The following is a 16560-nucleotide window of genomic DNA, read 5'->3' on the forward strand; positions in this document are numbered from 1 at the left end:
CAAAGTATCAGTATTATCAAGACCTTTCGAATGTACAGCTTCCTTTTAGCAAGAATATAAAAAAGGCTCGGAAACATTCCAAGCCATATGTCGATTAGATGATTATCCCCATGCAATAATGCTTCTTCCAAAACCCCCACACCTTTTCAAAAAAAATCCCAAACCATACTTTTATTAGTATAAATTTTTTAACAGTCTACCTCTACTGAATTTTCTCTATCTATTTTTAATCCAAATTGGCTTTTTGAAAAAATTTCTATCAGTTTTTTTAATTCACGTTTCTATTTTCTTCAACTATAATAACCATAGTGGCAGCTCAGCCATTTTAGTTAAAAATACATACCAGATGGGGGTGAAAGCCTGTGGCATTATTGATGATCATATTGCCTCCTTTTTTCATTTTTTTCACCGGGTATCTTGGTCAAAAATTAATTGGCTTTGATATCAAATCAATTTCAATGGCCGCCCTATATCTCATGTCTCCTTTTTTGGCATTCCGAACTTTTTATACGAATGAATTAACAATGGAATACTTTTATATCTTTTTATTTTGTGTTCTTCTTTGTTTTCTGCTAGTTTTAGTCGTGGCAGTGAGCAGTTATTTCTCTCATGCTTCCAAGCAGCAAATGTCCGCGATGATGCTCGGAGGAGCCTTTATGAACGCTGGTAATTATGGTGCCCCTGTTGTTCTCTTTGCTTTCGGTTCGGCTGGCTTTGATTACGCGGTCGTTATGATGGTTTTTCAATCCTTTCTTATGAATACTGTTGGTCTCTTTTTTGCATCGCTTGGCGGTGAAGAGGGAGCTTCTATAGGCGATTCCTTTAAACGTGTGATTCGGATGCCGGTTCTTCACGGAGCAATAGTGGGTGTTAGTCTACAACTGTTTTCTATAAACCTACCAGAAACTTTTATGGAAGCATTTAATATGATCGCGAATGCGTCCATTCCGACTGTTATGCTGGTCCTCGGGATGCAATTGGCTGTAATTACAAGAAAACGAGTCGCCTATCAATTTGTATCCGCTATTACACTTATACGAATGTTTATTTCTCCAGCATTAGCGGTCTTGATAGTATCGTTTATGCCGATTGATTCTCTATTAAAAAGTGTCCTAATATTACTAGCAGCAATGCCGGCTGCAGCAAATACAACCATGTTTGCCGTCCAATTTGGCACAGAACCCGACCTCGTTTCATTTACAACCTTGGTCACTACGATTTTAAGCATTGTGACTATTCCACTCGTGCTTCTATATTTAGGTGTATAAGTACTCACTTAAAGATAAAAAGCTTGTAGGTAATCCAATCTCCCTACAAGCTCTATTCTTTCTATATTCCCATTTATTGCATCGGATTTTTAAAATTATTAACCAAAATCTGTACTTCATCATTTTCGTGAATGATTCCAGGACTTTCTACTGCACAAACAATCCCCCGTCGCTTATAACCTGCTTTTACAAAACGGATGGATAACTTCTCATGATCATCATAATGCTTTTGGATTTCATCACCAGGTAAGGTACAAGGCTGGTTTTCACCCATACATATTAATCCAGCTCCACTTGTGAAAAGGATACGTGATCCCATGGGGAGTTTTGTCAATTCCGGATATCCCGTTATCAAGAGATTAGCCCCTAACCACTCTGGCAGAACAGCTTCAACACCTAATTCTTCTGCGATCCTGTCTAATTCTTCTACTGACACAATCGTTATTTGGCGGCGGTTTAGAATCTCTGTTCCTCTTGGATACATCGGCTGCCTCGAATCCGCCTTACTGGTAATACCAAAGTGGCGGTCACCACGAATCCCGCCAAACTCAAGATTTGTTTCTGGTATTCTTCTAGTTACGAATGTCTTTGGATCATCTGCAATTAAAACTGCATTTATGTTTGCCCATACTTTTTCCATTAGAAAGCTCCTTTTATTCTTACAAATACTACCTCACAACACCGGTCGAATTGGAAATACCTGTGCACTTAATTACAAACTAATTGAAAGGTGTAGTTAAATTCATTTTATCAATCAATTAAATCCAATACAAAGCAAGTGGTTACGTGGAAAAAGGTGCCTGACCCCCAATGAATTAATACTTTAACGCATTGGGGGTCAGGCACCAAAGACAAAACTGTAATTTTTACATATTCCTTTTGTATTTAGGCTTATACCGGAAATTCACAAAATGAATGCTTATTCCTACTAGCAGCATCCCGATAATCAGTGGATATGTTACCTTTTCTCCTAAGAAAAGCACTCCGAGAATAACAGCCACAATCGGGACGAGAAACGTATAGGAACCCACTTTGCTTGCCTTACCGGCATTAACAAGACTGTAGTAAAGAATGTATGCCAATGGTATGCCAATAGTCGCACCAAAGCCGAGGCCAGATATGTAAAATCCATTCCATTCGATGGCAGACCAACTTTCGAACACTGATCCGATACTTAGGAGGAAAATACCGCCGATGATACATTGAAGCGCCACCATCCAAAACGAATCAACGTCTCTGCTTACTTTCTTAACGTAGATTACTCCGAACGCCCAACTTATTGCAGTTAGTAACCCGAGTATTACTCCGATTGGTGAGATATGGACTGTCAGACCATCCACACTAACTACCGCTATTCCAACAAATCCTAGAAGCAGACCAAGTATTTGGACTGGCGATAAATATTCACCAAGTAACAGCCAAGCGAAAAGGCCCAGTAAAATCGGCTGAAAATAGACAAGAACGGAAAACAATCCACCCGGTAGATAGAGCAATCCAGCCGTCTGAAGCCCGAAAAAAAGGATCGTGTTAAAGAAAGCCGCTATAAAGTACTTCTGCCAGTTCTTCCGCCAATTTATCGCCTTCCGTGTCTTCCAAATGATAACTGTCAGCAGGATACCTCCTAAAAGTGCACGCAGTCCCGCATAAAGCAATGGCGGTGAATAGGGTACTGCTAATTTATTGATTGGCCAGCTTGCTCCCCAGATCAAAATGAGGACGAGAAGCGCAGCAGTTGATTTTGTAAACACCATCTACATCCCCTTTTCAACGACAAAAAGCATGTCGCAATTGTAACTGCAAAGTTCGAAGAGACGATGCACTAATGCATCGCCTCATTTTAGTAAGATAATTTACACACCCTACTATTAGAATTACATTTCTATTTTACTATAAAATTATGATGACAAATACGTCTTATAAAACACTCAATTCTTCATCTTTTATATCACTGATGAACATACATCCTGGTGCATGAGTAATCATGATCGAGGGCTTACTTTCCATCGCAACCGCTTGAGGAGTTACACCACAAGCCCAAAATACTGGAATCTCCCCTTGTTTAAATGAGACAGCATCTCCAAAATCAGGTTTTGAAATATCCATGATGCCAATTTGGCTAGGATCCCCGATATGAATTGGCGCACCGTGTACGGCTGGAAAACGTGATGTAATTTGAACGGCACGGATTGCATCTTCTGGTGTCATCGGCCGCATACTGACGACTGTCGGACCCTCAAACATGCCTGCTTTTTGGCACTTAATATTCGTTTTGTACATCGGAACGTTACAGTTTTCTTCGATATGTCTGATTGGAATACCGCCCTCTAGGAGTGGTGTTTCAAATGTAAAGCTGCAGCCTAACAAGAAGCCAACCATATCGTCTTCCCAGTACTCAGTAATATCTGCGACTTCTTCTGTAAAAACACCGTCTCTGTAAATACGATATTTCGGGATGTCTTTACGGATATCTGCACTTTTGGCAATCATTGCAGGAACATAGGAGCCAGGCTCCGTCACGTCCAATAAAGGACATGGCTTCGGATTCCGCTGGCAAAAAAGCAAAAAGTCAAAGGCATGCTCCTTTTTTAAGATAACCAAATTCGCTTGGGTATTCCCTTTTGACATTCCTGCCGTCGGTCCAGTAATCTCTTGTTTCCGAATCAACTCTCTTATTTCTTGCGGCTCCAACGTTTCATATTTCCCCATAAAGCTACCTCCCAAATTGGCTACTTATAAAATTACTTAAAAACCAATGGCAATTGCTCGATCAATGTCACAATACTTAAATACCCCATAATCACTACCACAAAGCCGCCCGTAATCGTCAACCAAAGGGGATGCTTATACTCACCAACAATACTTTTCTTATATGCAGCAACTAATAATGTACCTAAACCTATTGGCAAAATAAGTGCGTTTAATGCTCCAACAATAAGCAAGATTGTTACTGGTTTTCCAACAACGGCAAACGTGGCAGTTGAAATAACGATAAATGCAATAATGACCCAATTTTGGTTTTTCTCAATAGCAGGATGAAATGTACGGATAAATGAAACCGACGTATACGCCGCTCCAACAACAGATGTTACCGCCGCAGCCCACATAATTACACCAAACATCCGATATCCCACGTCACCTGCAGCCAGTTGGAACACTGAAGCTGGCGGATTCGCTGGATCAATAGCGAGTCCTTTTGTTACAACCCCAAGAACAGCCAAGAATAATGCCACCCGCATAACACCGGTAACAAGAATCCCTGTAACAGAGCTTTTCGTAACGGCTGGCAATGCTTCAACACCTTTGATACCCGCATCTAATAAACGGTGTCCTCCTGCAAACGTAATATATCCTCCTACTGTACCGCCAACAAGCGTAACAATCGCAAACATGCTAATCTTTTCCGGTATAACCGTATTCACAATCGCCTCTCCAACCGGCGGTGATGTCGTGAATGCCACGTACAGCATAAGGAGGATCATTACAAACCCTGCTGCTTGAGCGAATTTGTCCATTGCTTTCCCTGCTTCTTTCACGACAAAAATAAAGATCGCTAACAGCGCACTAATCACAGCACCTGTAACTGGATCCCAGCCAAGCATGGCATTCAGACCCAATCCAGCACCGGCAACGTTTCCGATATTAAATGCCAAACCTCCAATGACGATAAGTATGGCCAAAACCACTCCGAGTCCAGGGAACACTTTATTGGCAATTTCTTGTCCACGCAGCCCGGAAACGGCAATAATTCTCCAAATGTTCATTTGTGAAAAGATATCTAATAATAATGAAATTAAAATAACAAATGCAAAGCTTGCAGCCAATTGCTGTGTAAATACAGTCGTTTGTGTCAAAAATCCAGGTCCAATTGATGATGTCGCCATTAAAAAGGCGGCACCGAGTAATACGCTTCTACTTACCTTCATTTTCCCTGTCGCTTTGGCATTTTCCTGTATAACATCAAATTTAGGATTTTCCATATTAAACCTCCAAGTTAGAGATTGCAGTTACAGTAATATTCTTCTTTTCTAACGTTTCATTTATATATTTTGCAAAGGCTAAGGCGTGTGCACCATCTCCATGAATACAAATGGTATCTGCACGAAGCGAAACTTCTGTTTTCTGCTGGGAAACTACTTTTCCTTCGGTCACCATTTTCACAATTTGCGTAACCGATTGTTCTTGATCTGTAATCAATGCATCCTCTTGTGAGCGGGAAGTCAGAGACCCGTCCGCTTGATACGTGCGATCTGCAAACACCTCATGTGCTGTTCGTAAACCGATCTTTTCGCCGGCCTTTGTTAATTCGCTGCCCGCAAGGCCGAATAATATCAATGACGGGGATACGTCATAGACCGCTTGTGCAATGGCTTCAGCAAGTTTTCGATCCTTTGCCGCCATATTGTACAAAGCACCATGGGGTTTTACATGCTGCATCTTTTCATTAAAAGTCATTAAAAACCCTTGCAATGCCCCAATTTGGTATACAACCATGTCATATCCTTCTTGAGGTGTAATCGCCATCTCTCTTCGCCCGAAGCCGTTTAAATCTGGCAAACCAGGATGAGCTCCAATTTTGACACCATGAGAAATAGCCATCTTCACCGTTTCTCTCATCACACTGGGATCTCCACCATGAAAGCCACAAGCAATATTTGCAGATGTGACGTATTTCAAAATTTCTTCCTGTTCCCCAAGCTTGTAACGGCCAAAACTCTCCCCTAAATCACAATTCAAATCGACTTGAAACATATTTCTCCCCTCCATTGATCACTCGTCTACTCATGCAATAAGCGCTCTCATTTGTTCCACATTTCGGAACTTAGGTTTTGAAACTTAAACCCATTCTAGCATAATTATTTTCAATTGAATATATTGTTTGCGAAATTATATGAAAATTATAAATATCATAATATTCTATATTTCAAGACTTGTATTTTAATTTGAATGTAAACTATAATGTTTGTAATATCCGTTTGACAGAACTTAGTTACCGAAATTCGAAACCTAGAGGAGCTGTTTAGAATGGCCCATCAGAAAAATAATGCGAACATAAGGCCTTTAGGGGATTCTGCACTAGTCATTCAATTAGGCGATGGAATCAGCCCCGCCACCCATGAGAGAGTGAAAAATCTTTCCAACTTATTAGAAAAAGAGCCGTTTACAGGATTGATTGAATCTGTGCCGTCTTATAATAGCTTGACCATTTATTACAATCCTGTTGCCGTCTATTATTCCAGCTCAGATAAAGAACTATCAAGTCCTTATAAAAAAGTCAGCGCTTTCATTCTAGCGTTGCTCGATAAATTAGGAACAAGCGAAATATCCGAACAACGGCTGATAACAATCCCCGTCCTGTACGGAGGAGAGTTTGGTCCAGATTTGGAATATGTAGCAAATTATCACGGCATTTCTGTTGAAGAAGTAATTCAAATTCATTCTTCAAATGATTACTTAGTCTATATGATTGGCTTTGCACCAGGGTTTCCGTTTATGGGCGGAATGGACGAAAGAATTGCCACACCACGAAAGGATTCACCCCGACTTGCCATCACTCCGGGATCTGTTGGAATTGCTGGTAAACAAACAGGCATCTACCCGCTGGAAACACCGGGTGGATGGCAAATTATCGGCCGTACTCCGCTTGATTTGTTTCTTCCAGAACTTTCACCGCCATCCTTATTACAGTCTGGAGATAGAATCCGCTATGTACCGATAACACTTGAAGAGTATGCTGCCTATAAGGAGATGAAACAATGAGCATTAAAGTGCTTCATCCAGGATTATTGACTACGATTCAAGATTTAGGGAGATTCGGCTCACAAAAATTTGGGGTCATCGTCAGTGGAGCAATGGATCCCATTTCTCTTAGAGTTGCAAATTTACTTGTCGGAAATGACGAAGGCGAAGGAGCACTTGAAATAACACTTTTTGGGACCACTCTCCAATTTGAAACTGATGAATTAGTTGCCATTACGGGAGGAGACCTGCAGCCCACGATTGATGGAGAAAAAGCACCCATGTGGCGGCCGGTTTTGATTCGGAAAGGATCTATTTTAAAATTTAAATCCGCCATGAATGGGTGCAGGGCCTACGTGGCATTCGCCGGCGGAATAGTGGTTCCTGAAGTTATGGGAAGTAAAAGCACTTATCTTCGTGCAGGGATCGGAGGGTTTCACGGCAGAGCATTACAAAAAGGCGATGTATTGGAATGTGGAGATTTCAATCCACTCAGCCAGGCATTCGTTCATCAACTAGAAAGAATGCCTACTCATTTTAATTGGTCTGTCAACTATACAGAATTTTTGACGTTCAATAAAACACAAACGATTAGGGTTTTACAAGGGGCTGAGTTCGAACGTTTCGATTCGGCCAGTCAACAAGCGTTTTTTTCAAAGCACTATAGATTAACAACTCAAGCTGATCGGATGGGCTATCGGTTAGAAGGCGAATCACTCTGCTTATCAGAGAAATTTGAGTTATTATCAGAAGGAGTCACGTACGGTACCATTCAAGTCCCTTCAAACGGACAACCCATTATTTTAATGGTTGATCGACAAACAACTGGAGGATATCCAAAAATCGGTCAAGTCATTTCCACTGATCTACCTTGTTTAGCACAGATGCAGCCAAACGCACACATTCAATTCAAGGAAGTGTCACTTGAACAAGCAGAAGTAGAATTAATCAAGCAAGAGCAGTTGCTCCGTAAAATATCTATGGGCATTCATTTTAAAGCATTTCATGAATGAAGGATATAAGCGGATGAAAATCGACAACTGATTGCTGATACGGCACTGCCACATCCCCCTCTAGAAGTTGCCGGTACTACCGTAAATTTCTATGCACGTACAACCAACAAAAGTAAAATAAGCGGAGATTTTCCGGTTAAATGTAGAATGTAGCTCGTTTCGGAGTAAATAAGGGAAGATTTTCCGCTTATGCAAAGAAAAATCTCCCCATTTCATGTTTTTCGAGTAAATAGGCGGAATCTCTCCGTCTATTTAAGCCTTTTTTAATAATAATTACGATTTAAGCGGAATTTTTCCGTCTATTTATCAACTCGGGTGCTTAAGCTGATCCCCCAACCGATAAGTGCGAAGCATTGATGCAGAGACCGCCCCGTTCTTTTTATTCCGTATAGCCTAAACGCGTTGAAATTTCCTTTGCAACGCTTTTTACTTTTTTCGCATATTTCTCAATGTTCTCACCCTGATAATTTGCTTCGATACCTGCGATACTTATACCCGCAACAACTTCCCCTTTGTGATTAAAAATCGGAGCGGCAATGGCAGATGTATGGTTTTCCAATTCAGAATGGCTAATTGTAAATCCATCTATTCTCGCCTGTTTTATCGCTTCATAAATTTTATCCTTGTCAGTAATTGTACCAATTGCAAATGATTTTGGCTCAATGGATTCGAGGTATGACTGCACTTCCGAATCAGGTAAAAAGGACAAGATCGCACGTGGACAGGCACCAGCATAAAGCGGGCTTTTCCTTCCTATCGCAGTATACAGACGAACCTTTTGTTTGGTGTCAATCTTCTCAATATAGATTGCTTCATTACCATCTCTAACAATCAAGTTAATTGCTTCCTTTACATCATTATGCAATTCATTCATAAACGGATAAGCAATCTTACGTAAATCAATCCTGCCCAAAACCAAATGACCAAATTTGAGAAACAAGAGTCCAAGTCGGTATTTCGAATCACTTCCTTTTTCCAAGAACTCCATTTCCTCTAACGACCTGAGCATTCGATAGACTGAAGTTTTCGGAATCCCCGATAGATTAATAATTTCCTGAAAGGATAATTCGGTATGCTCTATAAATAAATTTAATACATCCATCGAACGGACAACCGTTTTGTTTTTGTTGTTCATAATCGTAGCCTCCTTCCCATTCACCATTTCGGATCGTAGTTACTCCTGCGATGATCTTTCTAGTATTCCATAAGCTTTTCTACCATTCCACTTTAATATACTCCTTACGTATTCTATACAAAAATTATTCTACATGAAAATTCAAGTTTGCACAGGTTATTGGAAAAAGATGATTATATTTAGTAAATTCAAATGAAGATTCTCTCCTAAAAGTGCCATCCGAAAAAAGCACTGACTAAAGGTGTAAAAAGTATCCCTTTTTTTCCCATATCTAATTTTCTTATAAGTAAGTATAATTTTTTTCAATTTTAATTATTCAGATAATTATATTATCCTTATCCGTAAAGCATCTGAAGTTTTTAATAAAATTATGGGAGCGAAAAAATTCTCGGAGCGTTTGCAATATAGTTCTATCTGTTTGGATAAGTAGGGGGAGAATTAAATGGAAGCAAAATTTTGTAAAGAGTCAAGAGTTATACGAACAAGTCGTGTATTCCCAAATGACGTAAACAATCACAATACATTATTTGGCGGACGATTAATGAGTGACGTGGACCAGGTAGCGTCCATTTCCGCAGCTCGTCATAGTCGCACAGAATGTGTAACAGCCTCAACCGATTCAGTAGACTTTTTATGTCCTATTCATACATCAGATTCGGTTTGTTTTGAATCCTATGTGACATGGACAGGTACATCATCCATGGAGGTTTTTGTAAAGATTATTGCTGAAGATTTAAAAAGTGGTGAGCGTAGAATTGCAGCTACTGCTCTATTAACGTTTGTTGCACTTGATCAGCATAAACGTCCAGCACATGTTCCACAGGTCATTCCTGAAACTGAAGAAGAAAAAAAATTGCATGAATCTGCACCGGACCGAGCAATAATGCGCAAGGAACGAAAACAAAAGAGCAAAGCATTAGCTGCATTCTTAACACACTAATAGAAGTTCGATTTCTATGAAAAATTCGAGCAAAAGCAAGGAAATGGCCTTCATCATGGGATGAAGGCCATTATTTGCGCAAATAAAACTAGCAGAACTATCCGTTTGAACTATGCCTTATAAATTAAAACATACTCACCTGGTCCAATGAGCGCCACCCCGAGGACTACAGCGATCAAAATAAAGTTATATTCATAACCGCCTTCAGTCAGCCAAAAGCCATTCCTGCCATGGACGGTGAAGATGGCGTCAATCATAACGATTGTGATAAGTATTGCACCCAGCCAGGTGAACAGTCCCGCTGAAAACAGCAGTCCGCCAGCCAATTCAAATATTCCTGCTAAAATTGCCCATGTCTTGCCGCCTGTCTTGATTCCGATCGACCCTAAATATTCACCAAATTTAACTACACCTGGACCGCCAAACCAGCCGAATAATTTTTGGCATCCATGCCCCGCGAACGTCATTCCAACAGCCAATCGAATTATCAAGAGCCCTAAATTAATCATTCCTACCCCTTCTTTCAAAGACGATAGCCCAACATTATTAAAGCCGGACAACTAAATATTCCATTTAACTTACTACTTTTTACTGTTGATTTACTCGGGACCGTTTGATGAAGAACGATAGAACTAATGCTACAAATGCGATTCCGGTTGCAACAATAAAGGCATCATTAATCCCTTCAATCGTAGCTTGCTGCATGGTTTGACCGTAAATTAAATAGGTGGAAAGCTCTTTTCCGGTTGCAGCCGGCAGGTTCGTGAAAGCTGACAAACCTTGAGCTAGCTGCGATAAACTGCTGGTTATAAAAGAATTGGAACTTGAGATGGCATCCCCATACTCACTATAATGAAATCCTTGTCTTGTCGTCATGACTGTAACTAGGAAGGCGGTCCCTATACTTCCAGCGACTTGCCTTGCGGTGTTCGAGGCAGCCGTCCCATGAGCACCAAGGTGACGTGGTAACTGATTCAGTCCTTCTGTCATGACGGTCATCATGATAAAGGACATACCAAACATCCGCATCACGTATAAAAACAGAATATGGCCATAACTGGTTGTCATACTCAGGCTGGTAAATCCCCATGTGGTAAGTACAGTAATCGCCAATCCAGTAACGGCTAGCCATCTTGCCCCGATTCTATCAAAAAGGGCTCCTGAGATAGGGGACATTATGCCCATCACGATGGCACCCGGAAGCATCAACAGACCTGATTGTAAAGCTGTATACCCTCGAATGTTTTGCAAATAAATCGGAAGTAAGATCATTGCGCCAAACATAGCCATGTTAACAATCATACTGATAACGGTTGTTAAGGCGAAAATATCATATTTAAAGACCCGTAAATCAAGCATTGGCTTTTCTGCCGTCAGTTCCCGCCAAACAAAACAGATTAAAGAAATTATTCCAATGATTAAGGAGATAACCACCGTTTTACTGGACCAGCCATCATTACCCGCTTCACTGAATCCGTATAACAAGAACCCAAAACCTAGGGTTGAAAATAAAAATCCTGAGAAATCAAATTTAGGATTTGTGACTTTAGTAACGTCCTTCATCCACATGAAGCTAAGAATTAAATCAAGCACACCGATTGGGATAACAATATCAAACAATAACCGCCATGAAAAATGTCCAATGAGCCAACCGGATAATGTCGGACCAATCGCAGGAGCAAATATCATAACAATCCCCATAATCCCCATAGCCTTGCCGCGCTTTTCCGGAGGAAATAAGGCAAAAAACACAGTCATTAACAGGGGCATAATAATACCTGCACCGCAAGCCTGAATGACCCTTCCAATCATGAGCATACTAAAGTTTGCTGACACTGAACAAACTACTGAACCCAATGTAAATAGAAAAATGGCGCTAATGAACAGTTTTCTGGTTCCAAACTTCTCTATTAAATAGGCCGTTATAGGAATCGCAATTCCGTTTACTAACATATATCCTGTGGAGAGCCATTGTACGGTATTGGCTGAAATCCCCAAATCATTCATAATATGAGGAATCGCTACATTTAGCAAGGTTTGATTCAGAATAGCAACAAACGCACCTAGCATTAAAGCCACAAGAACTTTTCCGTTTCCTGAATCTTTCTCAGAATCGGAAGCAGATAGTTCTTTCGGCTGAACATCCTCCACTGCATCTTCCAATTCTGCTTCCAGATGAGCGGAATCTTTCAACACTTCCTGCGAGGAAATCTCCTCAGCCGTTATGTCCTTGATTTCAATCTGAGGTATATTTTCCTTAATCTCCTCTTCATAAGTCTCAGGGAAAGCGGCCTTCTCGATTACCTCTTCATTCATCTTTTTTGTTTGTGCTTTGTTTAATCTCTTTTTATTGAATATTCTTAAATTTATTAAGAGTAACAGCAATAGGCCTAAGACAACATAAACAGTGATATAAATTAGCATGTTATCACCTACTTATGAATCCGTACTGTTACGTTCATACCGGGAACGATGGCTACACCTTTATTATCATCAATGGAAATTTTCACTGGAATTACTTGAGTCACTTTGGTGTAGTTCCCTGTATTATTCGAACTTGGTAACAAAGAGAATGTTCCAGCCGTCGCTAAACCAATTTGCTGCACTTTTCCTTTTAACGTGTTATTTGGAAAGGCATCCACATAGATATCGACATCCTGCCCGATTGTCACTTCATCAATTTTGGTTTCCTCAATATTTGCTGTAACCCAAAGATTATTAAAATCATATTCTTTCGCTAATGGTGTTCCTGCAGCCACAAATGAATTTTGAACTCCACTATTCTGAACGATCGTCCCGTCTGTTGGCATTGTCACTTTCATGTCAATAGGTTTACCTTTTTCATCCGTTGTTGCAATGGCTCCAACTTTAGAATCCTTTGAAAAACGATCACCAAGATTGACTTCCCAATTGGTCAATTTGCCATCGGCCGGAGCAGCAATCGTTACTTGTTGTCCTGCTATTTGGGCATTATCCGTCGATAAATAATTTACTGCTCCATTATAATAAGCATATCCTCCAACACCACCACCCACTAATATAAGTAGAATAATAACGTTCAATAACAGCAATTTTTTAGTGCTCATTCCTTTTTTCCTCCCTTAATGGATGAATAGCTTAAAGCGTACGGTTTTGGTTCTCCATTCATTATGTTATCCGCGCTCTCCCTTCCTTTGCTTTCCTTACTTAATAACGTATAGAATGAATTATAAATAATCTATTTTTGAGCGTCAATAAACAAAATGACATATTGTCATTCGGAATATTGACAAATAAATATAGGAATATTATCATACCTTTAATTCTATTATGACACGTTATCACTTCAAAAAAGGAGATCGACCATGCCAAAACAAACCTTTTTTAATTTATCAAACGAAAAACAAAGATCATTAATGAATGCTGCTAAGAAGGAGTTTTCGAGGGCCCCTTTACATGAGGCTTCCATTTCGAATGTGATCAAGGATGCTGGAATACCCAGGGGTAGTTTCTATCAATATTTTGAAGACCTAGAAGATCTATTCTACTATTTATTACATGAGCATTCGCAACGGAATTATGAGCGATTTATCGCAATCATCAAAATGAACAATGGAGATTTATTTGAGTCTATTATGGATTGGTTTAAAGGCATTCTTATTATTTTTGAAGAACCAGAAAATCGACAATATTTTAAAAATGCCTTTTTAAATATGAATTATAAATTCGAAAAAACATTTACTCAGAATATGTATGGGGAAAGAAGAAAAAGCAAATTTTTTGAAATTATCCACTTAATTAACCCGGAGAATATAAACATATCGAATGAGGAAGATCTCTACCACATCTTTAAAATGCTGATGGCTGTTTCGTTTCAGAATCTCGCCCATGCATTCGGAAAAGAGATGCAAATTAAAGATGTTATAAAAACCTTTTCGTTGGAGATTGAATTACTTAAAAAAGGTTTTTATAAGGATCCTAAATAAACTTAGAGATGGTTAGTATTCAAACCCCGTTTTAGCGGCTTATGGACTGGAGAGCTGTTTTTCTTTATTTGAATATGTTAGTAAAAGGAGGGAATGGTAAGAAGTAGAAAGGGTGTTTTTCCGGTGAATATGGAAAGATGGATAGTGGCAGGTTCCTTATTGTTAAGTATTATTTCGCTAAAAAAATTGGTACCAAGAGAGAAATGGAGAGATGCGTGGATATTATTTCTATTTCTTCAAGTAATTACTTGGCCAGCAGGATTATTTGCTGTTGAAATGGGCTGGATTGAGTATCCTACACAATTACTCCCGCAGGCGAATAAGTACAATAAGACAAGTTTCTCATTTGAATTCTTCATATTTCCAATAGTAGCTATTTTTTTCAGCTTATATTACCCCTATAAAATCAAAAGATTGAAGGCTCTGTTATATTACCTGTGTTTTGCGGGTTTCTTTACATTATTAGAAGTACTTCTTGAAAAATATACTACTTTGGTGGAATATCACGATTGGAAGTGGTATTGGACATTATTAACTGTGATGATTTCTTTATTTATTAATCATAAATATTATTTCTGGTTTAGAAAACGATTGATCAAGGTAAAAAGTTTATGAACAAAGAAATTCTTATATTATTATCTCTTGGATAATATCAATACTATTACTGTTTAAATATATACCAGTAAATCGGAAACGAACGGCTCATTTAACATTTGTATTTGTCCAGGCAATCGCTTGGATATTCCAATATTTTCAATTATTATTTGGATTAGTGGAATTTCCTTATAGAGAATTTGACTATGCCACACGGATGAGTTTTTCTTTACATTATCTAACTTATCCTACATTCGGTGTATTATTTATTATGTTATATCCTTTAAATAAAGGGAGAATTAGAATAATCTTGCATTTTTTAATCTTTGCTCTAGCAATATCAACATATACATTTTTAATTGAAAAGTATAGTTCTCTTTTCGAATTTAAGAAATGGAATATATATATTGGCATTCTAAGTAATATGATTATTTTATACATAGTGAAAAAATTTGTTTTTTGGTATCAAAAAGGGTTAGTTTAATTAATTATTGTGTTAACAATATAATAATTTTTCGAGCTTATTTCACAGAAGCTCCTGATTGGATTGGAAATGCTTGGTGAATTTAATTACAAACTACTTCAATGGTGTGGTAAAATTCAATTTATCAATCTATTAAATCCAATACAAAGCAGGTGGTTACGCGTGTCCTCTGAAAAAGAAGTGAAGCTTTATTTTGTTCGGCATGGAGAGACCCTTTTTAATGTAGAGAAACGATTACAAGGATTTTGTGATTCACCTCTTACGGATAAAGGAATTGAACAGGCGAAATCTGTAGGAATGGGTTTATCTGATATCGAATTTAAAGCAGTATACGCAAGTGAAAGCCAGAGAGTAGTAGATACGGCTAGGTATGCCATTGGCCATCAAAACATCCCCATCATAACTGATCCACGTCTAAAGGAAATGAACTTTGGGGTTTTGGAATCCCTATTACAATCGGAAATTCTAGCTCAATATGGGAATATCCTAGAAACATTATTTAGCATTAGCGATTTAAATCTGTCAGCACCTGAAGGAGAATCCTACTTACAGCTTTTTTCACGGACAAACACTGCTATCAATGAGATTGTTCATAAACATAAACATGACGGTGGCAATGTTCTAGTATTTTCACACGGGGTTACAATCGGCAACTATTTAATGCAATTAGCAAAAATGAGCAGTTATATTCACCATGATAATTGCAGTGTTTCTGTAATCAGCTATTTGAACGGTGAATTTTATGTAGACAGGATTGCTGACACTTCTTTTAGAGATAATACAAAATAAGATATTTAGATAAACTAATATAAGTACTAATCAGCCATATAGTTTGAAATTCTTCCCAAAAGAATATCCCAAAATTTCAATAAAAAAGGCTCTGACGTCTCCCCTGAACTGTGACCCATAAAGTGGACAGTTTAAAAAAAGACCTTTTTATGCAGCTAGTAGATGACTCCGGCCCAATACCGAAAAAAATGGATCTCAAGTGCTAAATACCATTTTGAAATCTGCGTATGTAAGAACTATCGAAGAACAAAAAAGACGGTTTCCACCTGCTAATAAGACTCAATTAGAATACTATTTACTTATACAACAGGAGGAACGATTGATTTCGTACGAAAATGGAGCATTAATGATATGAAAATTCCACCTGAAGAAGTTGTCCGCATCTTAGAAACTATGTATATGACCTAATCTCAAAAACATTATTTTTATTAATGAATGATTATACACATTTTATTGAAGGCCCGGTATTATAAAAATTTTTTTGAATTTTAGCCGTAAAAATAAGATTTTTTTGATTAGAATTTAACATTATTAAAATCTATAATTAATGAAAGCGCATTAATACAAGCGTCCGGAATGCTTATATTGATATCATAATATAAAAGGAGCTCATTTTTTCAAAAAAGGAAGTGATGT

At 38.6% G+C, this 16560-nt stretch carries 17 protein-coding genes; 8 read left to right on the plus strand and 9 right to left on the minus strand.

Annotated features, from left to right (window positions below; genetic code table 11):
• Positions 1-362: 362 nt before the first annotated feature.
• Entirely contained in the window at positions 363-1268 is a 906-nt protein-coding gene (locus COJ96_RS22340) for an AEC family transporter (RefSeq protein ID WP_098575987.1), read from the plus strand.
• Positions 1269-1341: 73 nt separating this feature from the next.
• Here COJ96_RS22340 and COJ96_RS22345 read toward each other — a convergent pair whose 3' ends face one another.
• From COJ96_RS22345 to COJ96_RS22365, 5 genes are all read right to left on the minus strand, one after another.
• The gene (locus COJ96_RS22345) at positions 1342-1908 is read right to left on the minus strand and encodes an MOSC domain-containing protein (protein ID WP_098575988.1); all 567 of its coding nucleotides are present in this window, start codon (positions 1906-1908) and stop codon (positions 1342-1344) included.
• Between the two features lie 226 nt (positions 1909-2134).
• Entirely contained in the window at positions 2135-3019 is an 885-nt protein-coding gene (locus tag COJ96_RS22350) for a DMT family transporter (RefSeq protein WP_098575989.1), read from the minus strand.
• Positions 3020-3182: 163 nt separating this feature from the next.
• A complete protein-coding gene (locus COJ96_RS22355) occupies positions 3183-3974 on the minus strand; it encodes a putative hydro-lyase (RefSeq protein ID WP_098575990.1) in 792 nt (263 codons plus the stop codon).
• Between the two features lie 32 nt (positions 3975-4006).
• Positions 4007-5245 carry an NRAMP family divalent metal transporter gene (locus tag COJ96_RS22360; protein WP_098575991.1) on the minus strand — a complete coding sequence of 413 codons (1239 nt, stop codon included), beginning with the start codon at positions 5243-5245 and terminating at the stop codon, positions 4007-4009.
• A 1-nt stretch (position 5246) separates the two neighbouring features.
• Entirely contained in the window at positions 5247-6017 is a 771-nt protein-coding gene (locus COJ96_RS22365; RefSeq protein WP_098575992.1) for a LamB/YcsF family protein, read from the minus strand.
• Between the two features lie 273 nt (positions 6018-6290).
• Here COJ96_RS22365 and pxpB point away from each other — a divergent pair, with 273 nt between their 5' ends.
• Together pxpB and COJ96_RS22375 are read left to right on the plus strand one after the other, a co-directional pair.
• Positions 6291-7025 (plus strand): 5-oxoprolinase subunit PxpB, encoded by a 735-nt coding sequence (gene pxpB, locus COJ96_RS22370; RefSeq protein WP_098575993.1) that lies wholly within the window; start codon positions 6291-6293, stop codon positions 7023-7025.
• Complete coding sequence (locus COJ96_RS22375) at positions 7022-8017, plus strand: 5-oxoprolinase subunit C family protein (protein ID WP_098575994.1); 996 nt, start codon at positions 7022-7024, stop codon at positions 8015-8017. Before pxpB ends, COJ96_RS22375 begins: the two co-directional genes overlap by 4 nt.
• A gap of 379 nt (positions 8018-8396) precedes the next feature.
• On the opposite strand, the gene COJ96_RS22380 is transcribed toward COJ96_RS22375, so the two are convergent.
• The gene (locus tag COJ96_RS22380) at positions 8397-9152 is read right to left on the minus strand and encodes an IclR family transcriptional regulator (RefSeq protein ID WP_098575995.1); all 756 of its coding nucleotides are present in this window, start codon (positions 9150-9152) and stop codon (positions 8397-8399) included.
• A gap of 442 nt (positions 9153-9594) precedes the next feature.
• Between COJ96_RS22380 and COJ96_RS22385 the strand changes: the two genes are divergently transcribed.
• Positions 9595-10092, plus strand: coding sequence for an acyl-CoA thioesterase (locus COJ96_RS22385; protein WP_098575996.1), 498 nt, complete (start codon positions 9595-9597; stop codon positions 10090-10092).
• Between the two features lie 110 nt (positions 10093-10202).
• On the opposite strand, the gene COJ96_RS22390 is transcribed toward COJ96_RS22385, so the two are convergent.
• From COJ96_RS22390 to COJ96_RS22400, 3 genes are all read right to left on the minus strand, one after another.
• Positions 10203-10601 carry a DoxX family protein gene (locus COJ96_RS22390; protein WP_098575997.1) on the minus strand — a complete coding sequence of 133 codons (399 nt, stop codon included), beginning with the start codon at positions 10599-10601 and terminating at the stop codon, positions 10203-10205.
• A 79-nt stretch (positions 10602-10680) separates the two neighbouring features.
• A complete protein-coding gene (locus COJ96_RS22395; RefSeq protein ID WP_098575998.1) occupies positions 10681-12516 on the minus strand; it encodes a DHA2 family efflux MFS transporter permease subunit in 1836 nt (611 codons plus the stop codon).
• Between the two features lie 8 nt (positions 12517-12524).
• A complete protein-coding gene (locus COJ96_RS22400) occupies positions 12525-13178 on the minus strand; it encodes an HlyD family secretion protein (protein ID WP_098575999.1) in 654 nt (217 codons plus the stop codon).
• A gap of 258 nt (positions 13179-13436) precedes the next feature.
• On the opposite strand from COJ96_RS22400, the gene COJ96_RS22405 reads away from it, so the two are divergent.
• The 4 genes from COJ96_RS22405 to COJ96_RS22420 all read left to right on the plus strand — a co-directional run bounded on the left by COJ96_RS22405 (position 13437) and on the right by COJ96_RS22420 (position 15924).
• Positions 13437-14057: a TetR/AcrR family transcriptional regulator gene (locus tag COJ96_RS22405; RefSeq protein WP_098576000.1), complete on the plus strand. Its 621-nt coding sequence runs from the start codon at positions 13437-13439 to the stop codon at positions 14055-14057.
• A gap of 93 nt (positions 14058-14150) precedes the next feature.
• Positions 14151-14672, plus strand: coding sequence for a CBO0543 family protein (locus tag COJ96_RS22410; protein WP_257148597.1), 522 nt, complete (start codon positions 14151-14153; stop codon positions 14670-14672).
• 124 nt (positions 14673-14796) lie between these two features.
• A complete protein-coding gene (locus COJ96_RS29505; protein WP_306460610.1) occupies positions 14797-15135 on the plus strand; it encodes a CBO0543 family protein in 339 nt (112 codons plus the stop codon).
• 162 nt (positions 15136-15297) lie between these two features.
• Positions 15298-15924: a histidine phosphatase family protein gene (locus COJ96_RS22420; RefSeq protein WP_180230213.1), complete on the plus strand. Its 627-nt coding sequence runs from the start codon at positions 15298-15300 to the stop codon at positions 15922-15924.
• Positions 15925-16560: the final 636 nt, after the last annotated feature.

The sequence above is a fragment of the Bacillus sp. AFS073361 genome (genome assembly GCF_002567005.1).
Classification (GTDB): Bacteria; Bacillota; Bacilli; order Bacillales; family Cytobacillaceae; genus Neobacillus.

Excerpts from the sequence above, each read along its gene's own strand:
- COJ96_RS22345 (WP_098575988.1), bottom strand. The coding sequence starts at position 1,908 with ATGGAAAAAGTATGGGCAAACATAAATGCAGTTTTAATTGCAGATGAT.
- COJ96_RS22350 (WP_098575989.1), bottom strand. The coding sequence starts at position 3,019 with ATGGTGTTTACAAAATCAACTGCTGCGCTTCTCGTCCTCATTTTGATC.
- COJ96_RS22355 (WP_098575990.1), bottom strand. The coding sequence starts at position 3,974 with ATGGGGAAATATGAAACGTTGGAGCCGCAAGAAATAAGAGAGTTGATT.
- COJ96_RS22360 (WP_098575991.1), bottom strand. The coding sequence starts at position 5,245 with ATGGAAAATCCTAAATTTGATGTTATACAGGAAAATGCCAAAGCGACA.
- COJ96_RS22365 (WP_098575992.1), bottom strand. The coding sequence starts at position 6,017 with ATGTTTCAAGTCGATTTGAATTGTGATTTAGGGGAGAGTTTTGGCCGT.
- pxpB (WP_098575993.1), top strand. The coding sequence starts at position 6,291 with ATGGCCCATCAGAAAAATAATGCGAACATAAGGCCTTTAGGGGATTCT.
- COJ96_RS22375 (WP_098575994.1), top strand. The coding sequence starts at position 7,022 with ATGAGCATTAAAGTGCTTCATCCAGGATTATTGACTACGATTCAAGAT.
- COJ96_RS22380 (WP_098575995.1), bottom strand. The coding sequence starts at position 9,152 with ATGAACAACAAAAACAAAACGGTTGTCCGTTCGATGGATGTATTAAAT.
- COJ96_RS22385 (WP_098575996.1), top strand. The coding sequence starts at position 9,595 with ATGGAAGCAAAATTTTGTAAAGAGTCAAGAGTTATACGAACAAGTCGT.
- COJ96_RS22390 (WP_098575997.1), bottom strand. The coding sequence starts at position 10,601 with ATGATTAATTTAGGGCTCTTGATAATTCGATTGGCTGTTGGAATGACG.
- COJ96_RS22395 (WP_098575998.1), bottom strand. The coding sequence starts at position 12,516 with ATGCTAATTTATATCACTGTTTATGTTGTCTTAGGCCTATTGCTGTTA.
- COJ96_RS22400 (WP_098575999.1), bottom strand. The coding sequence starts at position 13,178 with ATGAGCACTAAAAAATTGCTGTTATTGAACGTTATTATTCTACTTATA.
- COJ96_RS22405 (WP_098576000.1), top strand. The coding sequence starts at position 13,437 with ATGCCAAAACAAACCTTTTTTAATTTATCAAACGAAAAACAAAGATCA.
- COJ96_RS22410 (WP_257148597.1), top strand. The coding sequence starts at position 14,151 with ATGGTAAGAAGTAGAAAGGGTGTTTTTCCGGTGAATATGGAAAGATGG.